General features: G+C 52.3%; 17 protein-coding genes. 6 read left to right on the top strand and 11 right to left on the bottom strand.

What is annotated here, in order from left to right:
* Position 1 precedes the first annotated feature (1 nt).
* Entirely contained in the window at positions 2–718 is a 717-nt protein-coding gene (mtgA, locus tag V8L71_RS10795; protein ID WP_336274125.1) for a monofunctional biosynthetic peptidoglycan transglycosylase, read from the top strand.
* Positions 719–791: 73 nt separating this feature from the next.
* On the opposite strand, the gene V8L71_RS10790 is transcribed toward mtgA, so the two are convergent.
* Together V8L71_RS10790 and V8L71_RS10785 are read right to left on the bottom strand one after the other, a co-directional pair.
* On the bottom strand, positions 792–1,559 hold the full coding sequence (locus V8L71_RS10790) for an EAL domain-containing protein (RefSeq protein ID WP_489686893.1): 768 nt from the start codon (positions 1,557–1,559) through the stop codon (positions 792–794).
* A 31-nt stretch (positions 1,560–1,590) separates the two neighbouring features.
* Positions 1,591–2,529 (bottom strand): DMT family transporter, encoded by a 939-nt coding sequence (locus V8L71_RS10785; protein WP_336274124.1) that lies wholly within the window; start codon positions 2,527–2,529, stop codon positions 1,591–1,593.
* Between the two features lie 145 nt (positions 2,530–2,674).
* On the opposite strand from V8L71_RS10785, the gene V8L71_RS10780 reads away from it, so the two are divergent.
* From V8L71_RS10780 to V8L71_RS10770, 3 genes are all read left to right on the top strand, one after another.
* Entirely contained in the window at positions 2,675–3,067 is a 393-nt protein-coding gene (locus tag V8L71_RS10780; protein ID WP_101145241.1) for a DUF4168 domain-containing protein, read from the top strand.
* Between the two features lie 265 nt (positions 3,068–3,332).
* Positions 3,333–5,243 (top strand): DUF294 nucleotidyltransferase-like domain-containing protein, encoded by a 1,911-nt coding sequence (locus tag V8L71_RS10775; RefSeq protein ID WP_176304469.1) that lies wholly within the window; start codon positions 3,333–3,335, stop codon positions 5,241–5,243.
* 1 nt (position 5,244) lies between these two features.
* A complete protein-coding gene (locus V8L71_RS10770; protein WP_176304470.1) occupies positions 5,245–5,970 on the top strand; it encodes a 3'-5' exonuclease in 726 nt (241 codons plus the stop codon).
* A 70-nt stretch (positions 5,971–6,040) separates the two neighbouring features.
* On the opposite strand, the gene V8L71_RS10765 is transcribed toward V8L71_RS10770, so the two are convergent.
* The 4 genes from V8L71_RS10765 to V8L71_RS10750 form a co-directional block, all read right to left on the bottom strand.
* The gene (locus tag V8L71_RS10765; protein ID WP_176304471.1) at positions 6,041–7,681 is read right to left on the bottom strand and encodes a BCCT family transporter; all 1,641 of its coding nucleotides are present in this window, start codon (positions 7,679–7,681) and stop codon (positions 6,041–6,043) included.
* Positions 7,682–7,922: 241 nt separating this feature from the next.
* Positions 7,923–8,798: a glycine betaine ABC transporter substrate-binding protein gene (locus tag V8L71_RS10760; protein WP_336274123.1), complete on the bottom strand. Its 876-nt coding sequence runs from the start codon at positions 8,796–8,798 to the stop codon at positions 7,923–7,925.
* Positions 8,799–8,938: 140 nt separating this feature from the next.
* Entirely contained in the window at positions 8,939–9,766 is an 828-nt protein-coding gene (locus V8L71_RS10755) for an ABC transporter permease (protein WP_176304473.1), read from the bottom strand.
* Positions 9,766–10,968, bottom strand: coding sequence for a quaternary amine ABC transporter ATP-binding protein (locus tag V8L71_RS10750; protein ID WP_336274122.1), 1,203 nt, complete (start codon positions 10,966–10,968; stop codon positions 9,766–9,768). The genes V8L71_RS10755 and V8L71_RS10750 overlap by 1 nt, the downstream gene beginning before the upstream one ends.
* Positions 10,969–11,387: 419 nt before the next feature.
* On the opposite strand from V8L71_RS10750, the gene V8L71_RS10745 reads away from it, so the two are divergent.
* The gene (locus V8L71_RS10745) at positions 11,388–11,837 is read left to right on the top strand and encodes a hypothetical protein (RefSeq protein ID WP_336274121.1); all 450 of its coding nucleotides are present in this window, start codon (positions 11,388–11,390) and stop codon (positions 11,835–11,837) included.
* Positions 11,838–11,999: 162 nt separating this feature from the next.
* On the opposite strand, the gene V8L71_RS10740 is transcribed toward V8L71_RS10745, so the two are convergent.
* The 5 genes from V8L71_RS10740 to V8L71_RS10720 form a co-directional block, all read right to left on the bottom strand.
* Positions 12,000–13,400, bottom strand: coding sequence for a sigma-54-dependent transcriptional regulator (locus V8L71_RS10740; protein WP_101145249.1), 1,401 nt, complete (start codon positions 13,398–13,400; stop codon positions 12,000–12,002).
* Between the two features lie 11 nt (positions 13,401–13,411).
* Positions 13,412–14,857, bottom strand: a complete 1,446-nt coding sequence (locus V8L71_RS10735) for an ATP-binding protein (RefSeq protein WP_336274120.1) — start codon at positions 14,855–14,857, stop codon at positions 13,412–13,414.
* A gap of 53 nt (positions 14,858–14,910) precedes the next feature.
* Positions 14,911–16,107, bottom strand: a complete 1,197-nt coding sequence (locus V8L71_RS10730; RefSeq protein WP_101145251.1) for a PQQ-dependent sugar dehydrogenase — start codon at positions 16,105–16,107, stop codon at positions 14,911–14,913.
* A 130-nt stretch (positions 16,108–16,237) separates the two neighbouring features.
* Entirely contained in the window at positions 16,238–17,113 is an 876-nt protein-coding gene (locus tag V8L71_RS10725) for an AEC family transporter (protein ID WP_008958165.1), read from the bottom strand.
* A gap of 77 nt (positions 17,114–17,190) precedes the next feature.
* A complete protein-coding gene (locus V8L71_RS10720; protein WP_101145252.1) occupies positions 17,191–18,105 on the bottom strand; it encodes a LysR family transcriptional regulator in 915 nt (304 codons plus the stop codon).
* A 190-nt stretch (positions 18,106–18,295) separates the two neighbouring features.
* Between V8L71_RS10720 and V8L71_RS10715 the strand changes: the two genes are divergently transcribed.
* The gene (locus V8L71_RS10715) at positions 18,296–20,254 is read left to right on the top strand and encodes a ligand-gated channel protein (RefSeq protein WP_336274119.1); all 1,959 of its coding nucleotides are present in this window, start codon (positions 18,296–18,298) and stop codon (positions 20,252–20,254) included.
* The last annotated feature ends 44 nt before the right edge of the window (positions 20,255–20,298 follow it).

Below are 20,298 nucleotides of genomic sequence, written 5' to 3'. Positions count from 1 at the left end.
GATGCTCAATCGTTCGCTGCGCCGTTTTATGCGTCTGCTATGGCGGATTGTATGGCGCAGCGTATTAGCGTTTGTGCTGCTATCAGTCGCGCTGGTAGTGCTGTTTCGCGTTGTTCCTCCACCGGGCTCGATGGTGATGGTTGAGCGCAAAATACAGAGTTGGATCCATAGTGAGCCGATTCGACTACAGCGCGAGTGGCGCGGTTGGGATTCGCTCTCTGACAACGCCAAACTGGCAGTGATTGCCGCAGAGGATCAGCGCTTTCCGCATCATAGTGGATTTGATCTTGTCGAATTACGCCGCGCGCTGCAGGCCAGTCGGGACGGCGGAAGGCTACGCGGTGCCAGCACCCTGAGCCAGCAAACGGCGAAAAACGTGTTTCTATGGACCGGCCGAAGCTGGACGCGCAAGGGGCTAGAGGCGTGGTTCACGCTGCTGATTGAGATACTCTGGAGTAAGCAACGTATTCTTGAGGTTTATCTCAATGTCGCTGAGTGGGATCGCGGCGTGTTTGGGTTGGAGGCAGCGGCTCAGCACTATTTCGGCGCCTCTTCCCATTCCCTTACCGAGCGCCAAGCCAGCTTGCTGGCCGCTATTTTACCCAGCCCGTTAACGCGTAGCGCCGCAAGGCCCGATGCTCAGGTTGAGCGGCGCAGCCAGTGGATACGCCAGCAGATGCGTAACTTAGGCGGAGCTGATTATCTGCAACAACTATAGTTTAGGATGCTGATATAAAAGCATTGATAGCCGATTAGGTCATATTTTTATTCACATGACCTAATGGTATTGCCTAACGGTATTTGGCGTCATCAATTTCCGCCAATGCTTCTAAATTTGGGTAGGAAAAGTAGTAGCCTTGCTGCATCGGAATACCCAATTCAACTAGGCAGCGAGACTCTTCACGGGTTTCAACGCCCTCAGCAATTAGCTGTGTTCCCAATGTGCTTGCTAGCGCCACTAGGCTACGAAGTATGGCTTGTCGACGCTTATCACTATCGCATTCCATTACCAGGTCGCGGTCAAGTTTCAGCGTATCTGGCCGCAGGTCTGTCAGTAGATCGAGGTTGGCATAGCCATTACCAAAGTCATCCAGTGACGTGGTAAAGCCCATCTCACGGTAACTTTCGATAATCCGACGCATATGCCCACGATCTTTAACCCGCTCAGTTTCGGTTATTTCAAAATTGAGCTGCTCGGTAGGCCAGCCAACACGGTGCGCTGTTTCAAGGGTGGCTTGAATGCACGCTCTTGGTTCGTAAACCGCATTGGGTAGAAAGTTAATCGAGAGCTTTTCCTGCATACCCAGCTTGCTGGCTAGCTCTATGGCCTTGATACGGCACGCCTGGTCAAAGCGGTACATCAAATCCTTTGTCACTTGCTCAAGTATTGAAAAGGCAGATTCACCATTGGGCCCGCGCACTAACGCTTCGTAGTAAATAATTTCTCGCTGACTAACATCGACGATTGGTTGAAATGCCATCGTAAATGCAAAAGGTACCGGTGAATCGCAACGGTTACAGTGTCCGTTCACCCTGGCACAGTGGTGTTGTACTGACATGTTTATCCAAACCCTGTTCTACAAAACCTTGTTATCGTCTAGTCGCCCCATGGGCGGGTTTTCGAATCACCATCACTACCCCTGTGATGGCAATCACCATTCCCGCAAGCCCCAATAGGGGTAGACGTTCGTCAAATAACCACCACGCCTGAAGCGCCGTGACGGGTGGCACAAGATAAAAAAGACTCGCTACCCGCGAGGCTTCCCCCTTTTTAATCAAGGCCATAAGTAACAGGATAGCGGCAATTGAGAGAATCAACACCAGCCAAGCAAGGGTAAGTACAAAAGTACTACTCCATTCCACCTGGCGTGTCTCAAATAGCAGTGCACCACTCCCTAGTAGGACACCTGCCGCCAAGTATTGGATAACCGCCCCAGAAAGCAGCGGCATACTGGTGCAATATCTTTTCTGATAAAGCGTACCCAACGAAATGCCCATTAAAGCGGCAGTGACGCATAGTAAAGCGCTAATACCGAAGCCATCAAAAAGGGATTCACCAATCTCTAGCTTACTGCCGAGGACTAAGCAGATTCCGATTAAACCCAGGCTTAACCCCACCCACTGAAGCCGTGTCAGCTTTTCCCCTAATAGTGGCCCGGCAAAGGCGGCAGTTAAAAGCGGCTGAAGACCGACAAGCAGCGCCGCTAGCCCGGCCGGCATACCTAAGTAAATGCCATAGAAGACACCACCTAAGTAAGCGCCGTGAACTAGAAAGCCCGATATGGCGATGTGTGTCCATAACCTAGGTGATGTTGGCCAAGGAATGCGCATTAAGAGCGCCAACGGAATTAACAGCAGTAAGGTCAGCACGAAGCGTATGAACAGAAACGTGAAGGGTTCGGCATAAGGCAGGCCAAATTTGGCGCCAATAAAGCCTGTGCTCCAAAGAAGAACAAAAATAGCGGGCATAGCAGCCAAGCCCGCAGAAGAGAGGTCGTTATATTTTAAACTGTTGAATTTATTGGTCATTATTTTTCCGTAGTGGCGTGTTTAGATCATTTATTTGATACATATAGTTCTTTTTGTTACTAACTTTTACATAATAAATTGAACCTGCTTGAATCAGGCGCGTCACAGTTGGCACATACATAACGCAATATTGAGGTTTGTTACTATGCAACGTATGACTGCTCTGTTCTCCGCTGCCCTGCTCGCTACTGGTTTAATGACGGCTACTGCTCATGCCCAGCAAGATCAGGATTCAGCACAAGATCCAATGGCAACTCAGCAAGCAGCACCTGCCCAGGATTTCTCTGACGATCAGCTCCAGCAGTTCGCCGATGCTTCTCAAGAAATTGCGGTTATTTCTCAAGAATATACCCAGCGTCTGCAGGAAGCGGAAGATGAATCAGCGCAGCAGGAAGTGCGCACTGAAGCTAACGACCGCATGATCGAAGTGGTCGAAGACAGCGGCTTAGATGTTGATACCTTCAATGCAATTGGTCAATCTATTCAGCAAGACCCAGAAATGATGCAGCGTGTTCAGGAAATGGCTAGCCAATCCTAAGCTGAGTCATTGATATCAGCTGATAGCCTTCTAGTGTAGCTAGTTTACTAAATTAATTAGCCACGTAACTATCAGTTCGGCTTCGGCCACCAAAGCCCGGTGCTTATTGCATCGGGCTTTTTCATGTTGGCTTCTTCAATAATGAATCTTTTCAACAAGGTCGCCTTATTGTGCATCGTGGGTTTACCTTACCTAGCCTACCCGCCACACTTTACGTTATATGTTGATTATTCAGTCAATTGACCGGCAAGCCTAAGGAGTCCGTATGGATGTCGAACTGCTAGAAATACGCCAGCATATGGGGCGGTTTCCCCCGTTTGATGGGCTGTCGGATGATCTTCTCGATGCCATCGCAGAACAGGTGGAAGTGAGCTATTTCAAAACTGGAAGTAGTATTTTAGAGCTCAATGAGACGTTAAGTGACCTTTGCTATATTCGCAGTGGCGCTGTAGAGGTCTATCGTAGCCAGGGAGAGCTATATAACCGCCTGGGTGAAGGCGATATTTTCGGTCACTTTAGCCTGCTGCGTAACCACAAAGTGCGCTTCCCAGCCCAAGCGATTGAAGATACTTTAATCTACTTTATCCCTAACGCAGTCTTCCAACGTCTGTGTGAAGAAGATGACCATTTTGCTGATTTTGTTGAGCTAGAACGGCCACGGCTAGAAACCGCCGCCGAGCAGCAAAAGAAATCCAATGACATGATGGTCACGCGGATACGCAAACTGCTGACTCGATATCCGGTAATGGTTGAAGTTTCTACCAGCGTTCAGCAAGCCGCTCAGCAGATGAGCGAAGCCCAAGCCTCTGCGCTATTAGTATTGAAAGAGGGGAGTGACAACCCACGCTTCAGCTTCAAAGACAGCGAGGGCCAAACATGGCAGATGTGCGGAATTATAACCGATAGTGATTTTCGCACTCGCATTGTGGCTGAGGGGCTATCGCCACAAACTAAAGTGGGCGAAGTGGTTTCCTCGCGCTTAATTACTATTCAATCAGATGCCTCGGTCTATGAAGCCATGCTGACGATGCTGCGCAGTAATGTGCATCACCTGCCTGTGCTCTATCGTCAGCGTCCGGTAGGCGTCGTGCATCTTTCCGATATCATTCGTTATGAAACCCATAGCGGTCTCTATCTGGTTAGTAATATTTTTAACCAATCCAGTACCCAAGGGTTAGCACGCTTAGCACCGGATGTACGCGCGGCGTTTGTACGAATGGTACAAGAAGGGGCCAATTCTCAGATGGTGGGTAGTGCACTTTCCACCATCGGGCGTAGCTTTACCCGCCGGCTGCTAGAAATGGCCGAAGCGGAACTAGGTCCGCCGCCAGTGCCTTACTGCTTTATGGTCAATGGGTCCATGGCGCGCAATGAGCAGAGCATTGTTACCGATCAAGACAATGCGCTGATCCTCTCCGATGAATTTGTTCCCGAACAGCACGACGCTTACTTTCACGCCTTGGCGAAAATTGTTAGCGATGGTTTGGACGCCTGCGGCTATACCTATTGCAAAGGTGACGTGATGGCGACCAATACACAGTGGCGCCAGCCATTAAGTGTTTGGAAGCGCTATTTTCAGGATTGGATGGCCAATCCGACGCCAGAAAGGCTGCTGCACAGTTCGATATTCTTTGACCTGGATAGCTGTTATGGCGAAGACCACTATGTAGAAACGTTGCAAGACCTGATTGCTGAAACAGCACCCAAATCGCCGCTATTTTTAGCCGCCATGGCGCGAAATGCCTTAAACCGCACACCGCCGTTAGGGTTTTTCCGTACCTTTGTTATGGAGCAGGACGGCAAGCATAACAACTCCATTAATCTAAAACGGCGGGGCACCGCACCGATGGTGGATTTGGTACGTATCCATGCCTTGGCTTGCGGCTCCAAAGCGCAGAACTCTTTCCAGCGTTTGAATGACATTGGAAACACCCAGTTATTAGCGACCGGGATGAGCGACAAATTGAGCTATGCGTTTGAGTTTCTGTGCATGTCACGATTGCGCCATCAAATGATCGACCTGCAAGAAGATCGTCTACCGGATAACAATATTGAACCGGAGAATGTCGAGGATAGCGAGCGCCACACCCTGAAAGACGCTTTCCAGGTGCTTAGCAATGCGCAAAAATTTCTGAAGTTCCGCTACCCGATGCCCGCTCAGCGGCAGGGGCGCTGAGATGTTTGGAATACGACCACGTCAGAAAATCACTCAGGCCGATTGGGCGGGCTATATGGCCCAGCGGGCTCAGCAGGCAGACAGTTCGGCGATCCAGCAGTTTTTCAGTACCCCGCTACCTGATCCGGAAACCCCGATTGCCGAGGTGCCTATGGTGGCACTTGATATGGAAACCACCGGGCTGGATGAGCGGCGCCATGCCATTGTCAGTATTGGTCTTGTGCCGTTTACCCTTAATCGCATTAAGCTTGCCGAGCGGCGCTACTGGGTGGTGAATCCTTCGCGGCCGCTGGCGGAAGCCTCGATTGCCTACCACCACATTACCCACTCAGAGATTGCCCAGGCGCCAGATTTAGACGTAATATTGGATGAGGTGTTAGCGGCGTTAGCGGGTCGATTAGTCGTCGTTCACTTCCGCAGTATCGAGCGGCCTTTTTTAGATGCCGCTGTCAAAGCTCGCCGTGGGGAAGGGGTGCTGTTTCCTATGATCGATACCATGTCGCTGGAGGCGCGGCTCCATCGTCAAACGCTTTGGGCACGTTTTCGTCGTTGGTTGGGCCGCCCACCGGTTTCGATACGTTTGCACGCTAGCCGCGAACGCTATGGTTTGCCTGCCTATCAAGGCCACCACGCCCTGGTGGATGCGCTGGCGACGGCAGAGTTACTACAGGCGCAAATTGCCACCCATTACCGGCCCGATACACCCTTAAAAGATATTTGGTGTTAAAGGCTATCAATAAAAAACGGGCAACCCACTGGGTTGCCCGTTTGCTTTACGGCGTAAGTAGACCGAAGGCTTAAACCGCTTTTGGCTCGCTCATCAACCCTTTGATAATGGCATAACACGCCACTAGCAATATGATGGTGAACGGGAAGCCGGTTGATACAGCCATGGTCTGGAGTGCCGTTAGGCCACCGCCGAGCAGTAGTGCAATGGCAATCGCGCCTTCAATGATCGCCCAGAACACGCGCTGTGGTTTCGGTGCATCGACCTTACCGCCCGCGGTAATCGAGTCGATAACCAACGAGCCGGAGTCAGAGGAGGTCACAAAGAAGATAATCACTAAAATGATCGCGATGAACGAGGTGATTTGTGACAGCGGCAGCTGCTCCAGCATGATGAAGAGCTGCAGATCGACGCCAGCGTCACGTACGGCTTCAATACCCTGGCTGACATATTGGTCAATGGCGGTGCCGCCGAAGGTGGTCATCCACAGTACAGATACCACAGAAGGCACGATCAATACGGATACCAGGAACTCACGAACGGTACGACCACGCGATACCCGGGCGATAAACATGCCGACATACGGAGACCAGGAGATCCACCATGCCCAGTAGAAGGCCGTCCAGCCTTGGCTGAAGTTGGCATCTTCACGGCCAAATGGGTTTGATAGCGCCGGCAGGTGAACCGCATAGTTCCAAAGGTTCTCAAAGAAACCGGTGGCAATCAGCAGCGTAGGGCCAACCGCGATCACAAAGAACAGCAGTAGCGCGGCCATTACAATATTGATTTTGGACAGCAGCTGCACGCCCTTATCGACACCCGCTAAGATGGAGCCAATCGCGATGATCGTAATACCAACGATCAGCAGGATCATGGTGATATCGCTTTCCGGCGCGCCGAACAAGTAGGTAAGGCCTGCAGCGGCCTGAGTGGCACCTAAGCCCAGTGATGTGGCTAGGCCAAATAGAGTGGCGAAGACGGCCAGAATATCAATGATATGGCCTGGCCAGCCCCAAACACGCTCACCCAAAATCGGGTAGAACACTGAACGCATGGAGAGCGGCAGGCCCTTATTGAACGAGAACAGTGCTAGCGAAAGCGCCACGACCGCGTAAATTGCCCAGGGGTGAAGGCCCCAGTGAAAGATCGTGGCCGCCATGCCTAGTGCAGCCGCCCCTGCGGCATTACCCTCAGCGCCCGCCAGCGGAGCCCAGTCTCCACCGTCAAAGGATGTGCCAAAGTGAGTCAGCGGTTCATTGACGCCGAAGAACATCAGGCCAATGCCCATGCCCGCGGCAAACAGCATTGAGAACCAGCCCATATAGGTAAAATCAGGCTTGGCATCGGCCCCACCAATGCGGATTTTACCTAAGGGAGAAACAATCAGGCCTAAGCACAAAATGACGAATATATTAGCAGCTAAAATAAAGAACCAAGCTAGATTGCCGGTCAAGAAGCCGAAAATGGCGTCATAAATAGGCGCAATAGTGTCTTGCAGCGCAAGTGTTAGCACCACAAACAGCAATACAACGACTGCCGAAATGCTAAACACCTTCCCGTGCAGGTCAAGATTGAGACCCATGGTGTTCGTGGTGATGTTGTCTTGCCCGATGACATAATCGGTGTCAATCAGATTCGCCGCACCCTGTGGGGCAGGTATGCCTTCAGAGACCTGCTCTTCAGGGGGGCGTTTATCGTCGTGGTTATCCACTGGAGCCTCTCTATTTCGATCAAGGTATGTCAATCAAAAGATGTTGAACAAAAACCAAAATGTGGTCATCAACCAACATTGCATGGCGTACGTTAAGGCGCACAATAGCAAATCTGTTAAAACAGTGTTCAACGTATTGTGAACCATAGCGCTTAATACGGTGCTTAACACAGCACTTAAAACGGTACTTACAACGACAACAGAGGGCCGAAGCCCCCTGCTATAGCTTGCTCGTATAGTTTTAGCTATCGAGCCACTGTTCCACTACGTCTTGGTTGTCTTCAACCCACTGCTTTGCGTTCTCGTAGGGGTCGCTGCCATCTTCCTGATTCATCAGCATGACTTCCCCCATCTGCTCTGGCGTCCATTCGAAAGCATCGAGAATGGCATAGGCTTCTGGCATGTCTTCTTCCAGGCCTTCGCGAACCGCGGTATGGATCTGCTCTGCACCACCGTAGACATTTTCAGGATCTTCTAGGTATTTGAGGTCAAAGCGGGCGAACATCCAGTGAGGCGTCCAGCCGGTAACAACAACGTTTTCTTCGTTATTAATGGCACTCGAAAGCGCTGCCGTCATCGTGGCGCCACTACCGCTACGCAGTTCCAGGTCAAGGTCATAGGTATCCACAACCTCTTCGGACAGCGACATTAAGCCTGCGCCGGGGTCAATACCGATGATCTCGTTATTAAAGCTGTCAGTGTTATCGTTAAGGTCAGCAATGGAGTCGACGTCGGTGTACTCAGGTACAACGAGGCCTAGCTTGGTGCCGTCCAGGTTGGGACCCAGGTCTTCTATGCTATCACCCAAGCGTTCCATGTAATCGGCGTGAGTGGTTGGCAGCCAAGCGGCAACGATAGCATCCGCATCGCCAGAAGAGAGCGCTTGGAACATGGCAGCAGCAGAAAGCGAGGTGAGATCCACCTCATAGCCTGCTTGCTCAAGTACTGCGGCAACCACGTTGGTGGAAGCAACTTCAGATGACCACTCGACGTAGGCCAGGTTAACGGTGCCTTTCTCTTCCTCGGCTTGCGCTGTACTGCTGATAGCGATGCCTGTACCAGCTAACAGTGCCAGTGAAGCGATACGGATACGGAGGTTCAATGTGCGATGTTTCATTCACTTTCTCCCTTGGGTATACATTTATTAATGTGACGATTTGCTGCCAAACACAGCATGCTTAGCCAGAAGCGACTTAGCAAGCGGTTGGCTCAACGCAGTCGCTTCTGCCGTTTTGCTTAATTGATGCATTTTTCCGGTTATCGGGTCTTTCTCAGTGATTGCGTCAAGCGGTCAAGCAGCATGGCTAGAATAACCACCGCAATGCCCGCTTCAAAACCATCGCCAGGACGCAGACGTTGAATAGCGCGCCATACTTCGCTGCCCAAACCATCCGCACCGATCATGGCGGCAATCACTACCATGGAGAGCGCCAACATGATGGTCTGGTTGATACCCGCCATGACTGTGGGTAATGAAAGCGGCAGCTGTACTTTGAACAGTTTCTGACCCCGTGTAGCGCCATAAGCATCAGCGGCTTCGATGAGCTCTACAGGAACTTGACGAATACCCAGCGTGGTAAAGCGAATCGCTGGTGGCATCGAAAAGATGACCGTCGCAAAAATTGCTGAGACGGAGCCAATGCCGAAAAACGGAATCGCGGGAATCAAATAAACAAACGCTGGCATGGTTTGCATGAAGTCCAGAATCGGCATTATCACGCGGTAAAGCCGATTGGATAGCGCCGCAGCGATGCCCACAGGTAATGCAATGACCACTGCCACCATGGTGGCAAATACCACCAGCGTGAGCGTTTCGATCATTGGATTCCAGAGGTCTAGGTTCCAAATCAACGCTAAACCAGCGACAGCGCCTATTGCTAAGCGAACGCCCGCCAGTTTCCAGCAGAGCAGGGCTATCAAACCGAGCAGTGCCCACTCAGGCAGCCACATTAGGCTGTCGTTTAAAAAATCAATGCCGGTTTGAGTGAAGCGTGAGATGCCACGGGTAACCAGGGAGTATTCGCTGGTCAACCAGGTCAGGCCGCTTTCAATCCAATCACCTAGCGGGATGCGTGGGATTTCCATTATTGCTCTCCTGCTCGTGCCAGTTCATCAAGTACTGCGCCTTTTACCACCACGCCAAGCAGTTGCTCTTGCTGATCAATCACGGCAATAGGGAAGCTCTTTTCACTAAACATGGCAAACAGGTTATGCAGCGGCTCATCCATAGGGACTTTGCGGAAATCTTGGGTTAAATAGGGAATGATTGAGTCAGCCCCTTCTTCAATCGCACGGCTAGCGGCATCCACCTCCAGCAGGCCGAGCAGACGACGGTCGCGATCAACGACATAGATAGAGTCGATAGTGTGGTCGCGCATACGGTGCAGGGCGGTACGCGGGCCATCGCTTTCGCGGGCGGTGGTGCGTAGCGGACGCATGGCGCTTTCAGCGGTCAGAATACGTGACCGATCAACCCCTTCGATAAAGCGCCGCACGTAGTCATCCGCAGGTTTAGTCAGAATTTCTTCCGGCGTGCCGATCTGCACCACTTCACCATCTTTCAGCAGCACGATGCGATCACCAATATTGAGCGCCTCATCCAGGTCATGGGTGATGAAGACGGTAGTCTTTTGCATTTTGGATTGCAGTTGCAAAAGCTCTTGCTGCATGTCTTTACGAATCAGCGGGTCGAGTGCGGAGAAGGCTTCATCCATTAACAGCACGGTGGCATCGTTGGCCAACGCACGGGCTAGGCCAACGCGCTGCTGCATGCCGCCGGAGAGTTGATTGGGGTAGGCGTCTTCCCAGCCCTCCAAGCCAACCTGTTTCAGCGAGTCATGAGCAATCTTGTGCCGTTCTGCTTTCTCTACGCCGCGAATTTCCAAACCGAACTCGGCATTCTGCTGCACAGTGCGGTGAGGAAATAGCGCGAAATTCTGAAACACCATAGAGAAGTGGCGGCGACGGCACTCCAGCAACGCTTTCTCTTTCAGCGTCGGGATATTTTCACCGTCGATGACGATCTCACCTTCGGTCGTTTCAATCAGGCGGTTAAGGCAGCGAATCAACGTCGACTTGCCTGACCCTGAAAGCCCCATGATAACCAAAAGTTCGCCTTCATAGACATCAAACGAAATATCCGATAGCCCCAGCGTCTGGCCTGTTTTCTCCAGAATTTCCGGGCGCTTCATTCCCTGGTTACGTAGCTCGATTGCTTTTTGAGGGTGCTTGCCAAAGACTTTGCTTAAGCCGCGCACTTTAATTTTGACGGGTCGTGTCTCGTCCATCGGCGGTGCCTTTTTGTTGAGCAGAATGAATGTGCATTGATGGCAGCGTTAGCCGCGGCACAACGTCATTCATAAAAGAAAAGATAACTTGTGTTGGTTAATTTATTAATAATTATTATACATAGGCAGGGCCTATGTGTCACAACGGCTCGCTCAACGGGGCAATTAACGCTACATGTGTCATTTTTTACCCACCTGATTTCAATCAGCTGCCGTCGATGCTGATATTTATTATTTTTTTAACGTTATGATTTTAAAGTTTTTGTTTTATTTATGTGGAAGTTGGCACATTAAATGAATGTGCTTGGTAGCCGAGTCACTATTTGTATAAGCCAAATTTTCATTTAATCAGGTGAACGTTTTATTAATTATATGTTGCAGAGTAGAGATTAACGGTTTCATCAATGGAGGTGGGTGATATGGATAATCAACATGACCAAATTGAAAGTCGGCAAGCTACTAAGCGCCCACGATGGTTAACGATGTGCATGATGGCAACAGCAGCAAGTGTCATCGTATTGGCTGGTTGCGGCGATAATGAAGAGCCAGCAACGCCCGCGGAAGAGCCTTCTCCGCTGGAGCAAGATGCCACCACTGAACCTGAGCCGAGCATGAGTGAAGAGCCTGCAATGGAGCAAGATTCAGGTTCAGAAGGGTCCATGACTCAAAGTTCAGGCGCGGAATCTGAAGAGCCTATGGCGTCTGAAGAGCCTATGCCTGAAGACACAATGGCTGAGCCCGCCACGGGAACAATGAACCCCGAAGAAGATGAAGCGGGTTTCGGTGAAGGCACTGACCCGATGCCGGGAGACAGTGAAGATACAGATACCACCCCAGATGACGATGGTGAGGAAACCAGTAATCAGTAATGGCTAGACATTAGTAATTGTTAGTGTACCGCTCCCTACGATGGTAAATCGCATCAGCTGTCTGTTCCCTGCGGCTGCTCCACACGGTTTGCCATCCTTTCCGCCCCCGCGCCCGCGGGGGTTTTTTTTATCCTGTTTAATCAGCTAGCAGGGTCGCGTTAATTACTCTTCATTATCTTCAAGGCGGCGGTAGAGTGTTCTGCGTGCGATGCCCAGCACCTCTGCGGTGCGCCGTTTATTGCCCCCTGTGGCTTCCAAGACTTTGTTAATATAACGTTTTTCGACTTCTTCCAAGCTGGGCCAGCGGATCGGAGGCGGGGCTGGCAGTTGGCCGCCCGCGAGTAGTTCGCCACTGACGGAAGGCACTATAGGCGTGCCGGTTTCCACCGTTGATTGCTCCCGCAGGCGCTCGGGTAAATCCTTGTGGCTTAGCGAGCCATCTTCGCTCAGCGTAACGCCGCGCATAATGGCGTTTTCCAATTCGCGCACGTTGCCGGGGTAGGCGTAATTGAGCAAATTACTGAGTGCTTCGGGTTCGATTTTCTCAATCTGCTTGCCCTGTGCCTCAGAGTGCTTATCGATAAGGGCAAAAACAAGATGCTCGATATCGGTGCCGCGCTCACGCAGAGGCGGGATACGCAGCGAAAAAGTTTCCAACCGGTAAAAAAGGTCGCTACGGAAGTTACCTTGCTCTATCTCTTTTTCTAGATTGCGATGGGTCGCAGCGATGATTCGCACATCCACCGGCTCTTCGCGCTCGCCACCCACTGGACGCACGGTTTTCTCCTGCAGGGCACGCAGCAATTTAGCCTGCAGATTAATCGGCATTTCACCAATTTCATCTAAGAACAGGCTGCCGCCCTGGGCGCTTTGAAATAGCCCTTTGCGCGCTTCGCTAGCGCCGGTAAAAGCGCCTTTTACATGGCCAAAGAACTCACTTTCCATCAAGTCGGCGGGAATGCTCGCGCAGTTAACTGGTACGAAGGGCTGGTCGTTACGCGGGCTTTCCTGATGAATGGCGCGAGCAAGTAGCTCTTTACCGGTGCCGCTTTCACCTAAAATGAGGATGGGGGCATCGCTTTTGGCTAACCGAGAGGCATCGTGAAACAGCGCCTGCATGATTTGGCTTTTACCCACGATGCCATGAAAGTGACTGATATCGGTATCGTGGAAGACTGCTAAACGCTGCCGTTCTAGCACACGAAAAACGGCTTCCCGGATTGCATCCAAATCGAGTGGCTTGGTTAAAAAGTCGTCAGCCCCGAGTTTTAATGCCTCGACCGCCTGATCAATGGTACCAAAGGCGGTAATCACGATAATGCCCAACTCACTGCCCGCTTGGCGGAGTTGCTGAAGTAACTGTATGCCAGTCATACCCGGCAAACGTACGTCGGTAATTACCAGCGAGACGGTGGTGTGGCTCAATAGGGCAATAGCTTCTTCAGCGCTAGGGACGCCCAGCGTGGTATAGCCTGCATCCTGCAGTTCTTCCTCTAATAACTCACGTATAGCGGCGTCATCTTCCACCACCAATAAAGGTAAAAGGTGTTCCTGATGGGTCACAAACGTTGTCCTCACGCGGATGCGGTTTCACTAAGGGGTAGTGTAATTTCAAAACCAGCGCCACCAAGGACGCTGTCAAACACGCCGATCGTGCCGCCGTGGTCGTTAATAATGCGATGTACCATAGAGAGCCCCAAACCACTGCCTTGGCCGACGGGTTTGGTGGTAAAAAATGGATCGAACACTTTGTGATGATGAGAGTCGGGTATGCCCGGGCCATCATCTTCTACCCACAGTACTAATTCGTGTTCTTGCTGTTGGGCTCGAACTCTGATGCGGCTTACGTCGGGCGCTTGCGCCGCATTTCTGAGTAAATTGGTCAGCACCTGAATAAGCTGCTGACCATTGGCGATTAAGTTGGGTGTCGGTGACGGTAATTCAATGTCTAGACGAATGTTGCGCGGTTCAAGCTCCTCTTCAACCAAATCACTGGCGCTCATAATAAGCTGATCGAGTGCTAACTCGCCTTTCTCTACGTTATGTTGACGGCCTAATTCCATCAATTGACGCACAATTTCAACGATGCGTTCCACTTCGCCGCGAATGCGGCCTAGCCTTGCGCGTTCGTCATCACCAATCACATCGCGGCGAGCCAGGCGTTGAGCTTGACCATTGATTACCGTTAGCGGTGCACCTATTTCGTGGGCAACCCCCGCTGCAAGAACACCTAGTTCGGCTAGTTTTTTCGATTTACGTAGACGCTTTTCAAGCTCTATTTCACGTCGCTGGCGGTCGTCGATTTCTTGGTCTTTCTCTGCCATCGCGTCCAGCATGCCATTTAAACCAGAGGCGAGGCGGCGATATTCGGTAGGGCCGTCTTCGGCGGCACGCTGGCTGCGGTCACCATCTTCCACCAGCAGCATTACGTGCAGCAGCCGATTAAGCGGGCGCTCGATATGGCGGCGAAACCCCCACCAAATACTAAATACAATCCCTGCAGCGCCGACCACAAATACCAACACGGCCACAATGCTAATAAAGCCAGTATAGCTCTCAATGCCGGTATTGAGTCGGTTGACCTGCAGCACGCCATACACAGTGCCATCTTGTGAGCGCAGGGGTGTCAACGCAGAGTAGTAATTCCACCCATCGTGCTGTCGATAGTTGCTATATAAATCATCGCGCTCAATGACTTGCTGAATTTCTTCCCGGCTGAAAATGTCTTTGCCAAGGCCTAGACCGTAAATGTCGCGCCCGTCGGTATCGAATACATAGGCGCCATAAATGCGGTGGAAGGAGAACGCCGATTGTAGCGCTTCTTCGAGCGGGGTGCTGCTGTCCGGCGTGACCGCGTAACTCAGCGAAGAGCTCAGCGTGCGGGTAATAATCTCTACTTCCGTTTGTAGCTTTGAGCGTACGTTATCCTCAAGCGATTTAATGGCGACTAAGCTAAACACCACTAGGACGACGAAAAGCGGCACAATTACCGTTAAAATTATTAAATTGCGTAGTCGCATGCGGCGCCCATAGTGGTGTTAATACATTTTAGTATCAGTAAATGCTTGAGGCGTTACTGTTTCGTTGGCGCCAAGCGATAAAGACCACCCTGTGGGGCATCGGTAAGCAGATAGATGGCATCGTCCGGGCCTTGGCGAACATCACGAATACGGCCAATGTCACCATTAAGAATCAGTTCCTCTTCGGCTACGTTACCATTCTCTAAGCGCAAGCGAAGTAGCTTTTCACTGCCGAGACCGCCAGCCAATAAGTTACCTTTCCACTCGCCAAACGCGTCGCTAGTCACTTCTGCAAGTCCGGCGGGTGCAAAGCGGCCTTCAAACACATATACCGGGTTCACCATGCCGGGCAGTGAGTCTTCGCCAATCGGTTCATTGGTGGCGTAGTCATTGCCCTGACTGACGTCCGGCCAGCCATAGTTATTGCCTGCTTCGATATGGTTAAGCTCGTCGCCGGTTCGCGGGCCGTGCTCGGATACCCAAGCTTGGCCGTTACTCAACACGGTCATGCCCTGAATATTACGGTTACCCATGGTATAGATTTCGTCCAGTGTGGCGTCATCGTCTACAAAAGGGTTGTCATCAGGCACGCCGCCGGTGGCGGTAAGGCGCAATGTTGAGCCCGCGTGGTCATCGCTTGCTTGGGCGCGAGGCGGCTCACTACCGCGGTCGCCAATGCTCATTAGCAGCGTGCCATCAGGTAGCCAAGCGAGTCGCGAGCCATAATGGCGGCCAGGCCCAGAGGCGCGGTCCTGTTCAAATAAGTGTTCTACCTCACCCAGTTCGTCGCCCAGCCATTGTACGCGTGATAGCGCCGAACGCGTGTTATTGCCATCGGGCTTGCTCCAGGTGAAATAAATCCAGTCGTTGTCACCCGCGCCATTGCCATCTTTGAAATCAGGGTGCAAAACGATATCTAACAGGCCGCCTTGGCCTTGCGTGCTGACGTCTGGCATGCCTTCCAGGGAGCGTTTTTCGCCACTTTCGGGGTCAACAAGCGTCAGTTGCCCGCTGCGTTCACTGACCAGCGAGCGCCCATCAGGTAAAAACGCAACCGCCCAGGGGTGTTCGAAACCCTCGGCGATACGCTCCATAGAAAGGGTTAAATGCTCAGTTTCAAGCGACGCCTCAATCACTTCTGCGTTCGCGTTGTTCATCGTAGCCGCCAGTATCAACCCGCTAATCCCCGCTACTCGAATCCCCGGCGCGAGCCAGAGGCGGGTAGAGTGACTCTTATTGGCATAATGCATAGCGTGCCCTCTGTGATGTTAATGCCCGTTATCATTAGTACCCGTTATTAATAACAGTCTAGCAGTGACTCTTCACTCACGTCGGGGTTCCGCTAAGAGTGCTTAAACGGCGTTATTGAAAGAAGCGGGCTTACATGAGTATGGCGAGCAGTACCGGTATATAAACCAACGCTAGCAGCGTTGAGCAGAACACTAGGCTGGCAACATAGACAGGTTCACGCTGAGCGCGTTGCGCAAATAGATAGTTAAATACCGCCACGGGCATACACATCTGCACTACTAAAATGCTTTGTGCGAGGGGGGGAAGGCCCACCCAGCCAGCGATCAACCAAGCGGCTACCGCAGCAAGGGGGATGCGCACTAAGCTAAACCCTAGCCCCGAACGCAGGTTTTTGACCTTGATACTGGCCAGTGAGACGCCCAGCGTAATCAGCATTAGCGGTACTGTGAAACCGGACATTAAATCTACTGTGTTCGCCAACCAGGGCGGCAGCGAGGTACCGGTCAGCAACAGCGCCATAGAAATAAGAATGGCGTAAACGGTTGGCGTTTTAACGAGGGTTTTGAGTGGATTACCTTGGCTATTAAGGACAGCGCCCAGGGTGAATTGAAATAACGAGACGGTAACCATCACCGTGATGCCATAGGCAAAGCCTGCGCTGCCAAAAGCGTAAAGCACCACCGGTAAGCCCATGTTGCCGGTATTGGGGTACATCATGGGAGCAATTAACACCCGCCAGCTGCGGCGCAACAGTTTCGCGACCAGAAAGGTCGCGGCCCCCATGGTGAGAATCACCAACGCGGCGGCCAGCATTGTCTGGCCAAAGGTGGTGGCATCAATGTCGGCGCCTGCCAGGGACGCTAATACCAGTGACGGTGTTCCGATGTTAAATACCAGACGGGTAATGAAGTCGACCGGGTAAGGATGGCCTAAGCGTACCCATAAATAGCCAAGCCCTGCACCGGCAAGTACGGGCGCCATGACGGCAAAAAGTTCGGCAAGCATTGACTGTCCTTGGCAATAATTAAGCGCCTATTGTCGTTAATAAGCGGGCTAACTGGCAAGGTAAACACTTAATGGGTCTATGCAGCGGCGGTGGACGTACGCCACTGGGCGGGCACTTGGCTGCGTAAAAACTCCAACAGGGCGTGAGTTCGGCGTGACTGGTGGCCATAAGCGTAAAGCAGCGTGATCGGTAAAGGGGCTGGCTCCCAGCCGTGCAGGCAGTTAATCAGCTCGCCCGGATGATGCTGTTCACGTTTGGCGGTTAACCAGTGAGCGAGTAGACCAATGCCCTGGCTACGCGCGATGGCATCAATATGGAGGGCGGTGAGATCCACCCTTAACCGTGAGCGGGGCGGGTTAAAGGTGTACTCGCCGTGTTCAGGATGTGAGAGCAGTAGCCCATTTGACGCTGAGTTCAAAAGGTCTATCCAAGCATGCTGATTAAGTTCTTCGGGGTGCTTAGGCATGCCAGCCCTTTCTAAATAGCGGGGGCTGGCATATAAACCACGGGTTAAATACCCCAAGCGTTCCTGATTAAGCCCGCACTCATGCGTTGGCCCCAACCAAACATGCACGCTATTACTGTGCATTTTAGTTGGCGGCGTTTCACGAGTGTGTAGCGTTAGTTCTACCTTGGGGTGCCGGTTCAAGAAGGCATCAATGGCGCTCGCTAACCAACTACGCGCTAAGGCACCGTGTACCTCAAGGGTTATTTCACCGCTGATCTCCTCACGCAGCTCCGCCAGCGCCTCCTGGCTATGGGCCGCCATCGCCAAAAGTTCAGTGCAGTAGTTGTGAAACAGCAGCCCAGCTTCCGTGGGGATTAAGCGGTTGGCTTGGCGTCTTAGCAGCGGCTGGTTAAGCCGAGCTTCCAGTTGACTGATGCGTCGACTTAGGGTCGATTTGGCTAAACCGAGCGTTTGCGCGCTGCGGGTCAAGCTGCCCGTGGTCATTACATCGGCAAAAGCGGTGAGTTCGTCAAAGTCATACATGGTCAGGCCCACGGGCAAAGGGTGAGGTTTAATTGTGCCACTGTTTGGTGCGAATGAAAATAATAGGCATTTGTGTTCCGTTTTGCTGAACGCACCGTCTCACCCCATTATGGAAAGAGTGTGCAAAAATGCAAATGCTAATAATTCCCATTTATAGGGCAATTGCTCACTTACATGAAGGACTTTTTCTATGTCTCCCTGTTTGCGCCGAACGCTGCTGGCTAGTGCTATCTCTACTTTTTCCAGCGGCCCCCTGTGGGCACAAGAAGCGCCACGGTTAGATGATATGGTGGTGACTGCCTCCGGCTTTGAACAGTCAGTTTCGGATGCGCCAGCGTCTATTAGTGTGATTTCACGCGAGGAATTGGAAAGAGGCCACTATCAAGATGTTACCGATGCGCTGCGCGATGTGCCCGGTGTGATCGTGACCGGTGGCGGCGCTGGGGATAACGGCCACGATATCTCTATCCGCGGCATGCCCTCCCAATACACGCTGATACTGGTGGATGGGCGCCCGCAAAATTCTCGTGAGTCTCGGCCCAATGGTAGCGCCGGTTTTGAACAGGATTGGCTGCCGCCACTGCAGGCAATCGAGCGTATTGAAGTGGTACGTGGGCCAATGTCGACGCTCTACGGCTCCGATGCCATTGGCGGTGTGATTAACGTGATTACCCGCAAAGTTGCCCAGGAGTGGCACGGTAATGTCCAGCTCGACACGGTACTGCAAGAGAGCAGTGATTCTGGTGACAGCCGCCAAGCCAATTTTTATCTGAGTGGGCCATTAATAGGTGATCGGTTAGGTCTCCAACTCTATGGTCGTACCTCACAGCGCGACGAAGACAACATCATTAACGGTTACGAAGATAAAAGCCTGCAAAGCCTGACGGCACGGTTCAGTCTTGCCGCCTCGGATAACCACGACTTTACCGCTGAAGCCGGTATTACCGAGCAGGAGCGTCAATCGCTGATGGGTAACTCGGCGCCCACAGAAGGCTGCCGAGGTGGCTGCACGGATAGCTTCAACGATTATACCAATCGGCATGTTGCTCTGACCCATAGCGGCCGCTTTGATATTGGCACCAGCGAAAGCTTTGTCCAGCGGGAAACCAGCGAAAACCCATCGCGGGAAATTGAGATCACCAACACCACCGCTAAAACCAGCCTGGTGATGCCGTTGGGTGCCCATATGCTCACCTTGGGCGCGAGCTACGAAGAGGAGTCGCTGGATGACAACACGACCAACCAGATTTCAGATCGTACTAACGTAGAGCAGCAACAGTGGGCTCTGTTTGTAGAAGATGAGTGGCTGCTGACCGACACTTGGGCGTTGACCGGCGGCATGCGGTTAGACGATGCCGAAAACTACGGCAGCCATATCAGCCCGCGGCTCTACAGCGTGTGGAACATGACGCCGAACTGGACGTTGAAAGGCGGAGTTTCCACCGGCTTCCGTTCGCCTAACCTGCGCGAAGCCACTGCTGACTGGGGGCAAATCAGCCGAGGCGGTGACGTTTATGGTAACCCGGATTTAGAACCAGAAACCTCGCTCAATAAGGAACTGGCGCTGCTGTATGCCAATGACGCCGGGCTAAGTGGCGGTATCACACTGTTCCATAATGACTTCAAAGATAAAATCACCCGCATTGCCTGCCCCGAAGGTGTGTGTGCTGATGAACCCAACCAGTTCGGCAGCGATCCTACTTATCGCATCAACATTGATGAAGCGGTCACACAAGGGGTAGAGGCAAGCATAGCGGCGCCCCTAGGCGAGGCAGTTGAACTAACAGCCAGCTACACCTTTACCGACAGCGAGCAGAAGAGCGGTGAGTACGCAGGCGAACCGCTCACCCAGCTCCCGCGCCATCAGGTATCGGCCACGCTAGATTGGCAAGTCTCGCCCAAGCTGCGCCAGTGGACCAAAGCGACCTACCGCGGTGAAGAGAGCCAGCCCAATACCGGCCCCTCGCAAAGCGCCATTGTGGCACCTTCCTACACCTTTATAGATGCAGGCGTGGGCTATCAGCTTAATGAAACAACGCAGCTCAACGCCGGCATCTACAACCTGTTCGACGAAGCGATCGATTACGACGAGTACGGCTATGTAGAAGATGGCCGCCGGGTTTGGTTGGGTCTCAACGTTGCGTTCTAAACCAGCTTCTCAATCATAGGTGCACTACTGCAGCGGCTATCCAG

It is taken from the genome of Vreelandella indica (assembly GCF_037070225.1).
GTDB lineage: Bacteria > Pseudomonadota > Gammaproteobacteria > Pseudomonadales > Halomonadaceae > Vreelandella > Vreelandella arctica.
Note: the sequence above shows the minus strand (reverse complement) of the source record. Positions and strands in the feature narration are given on the sequence as shown.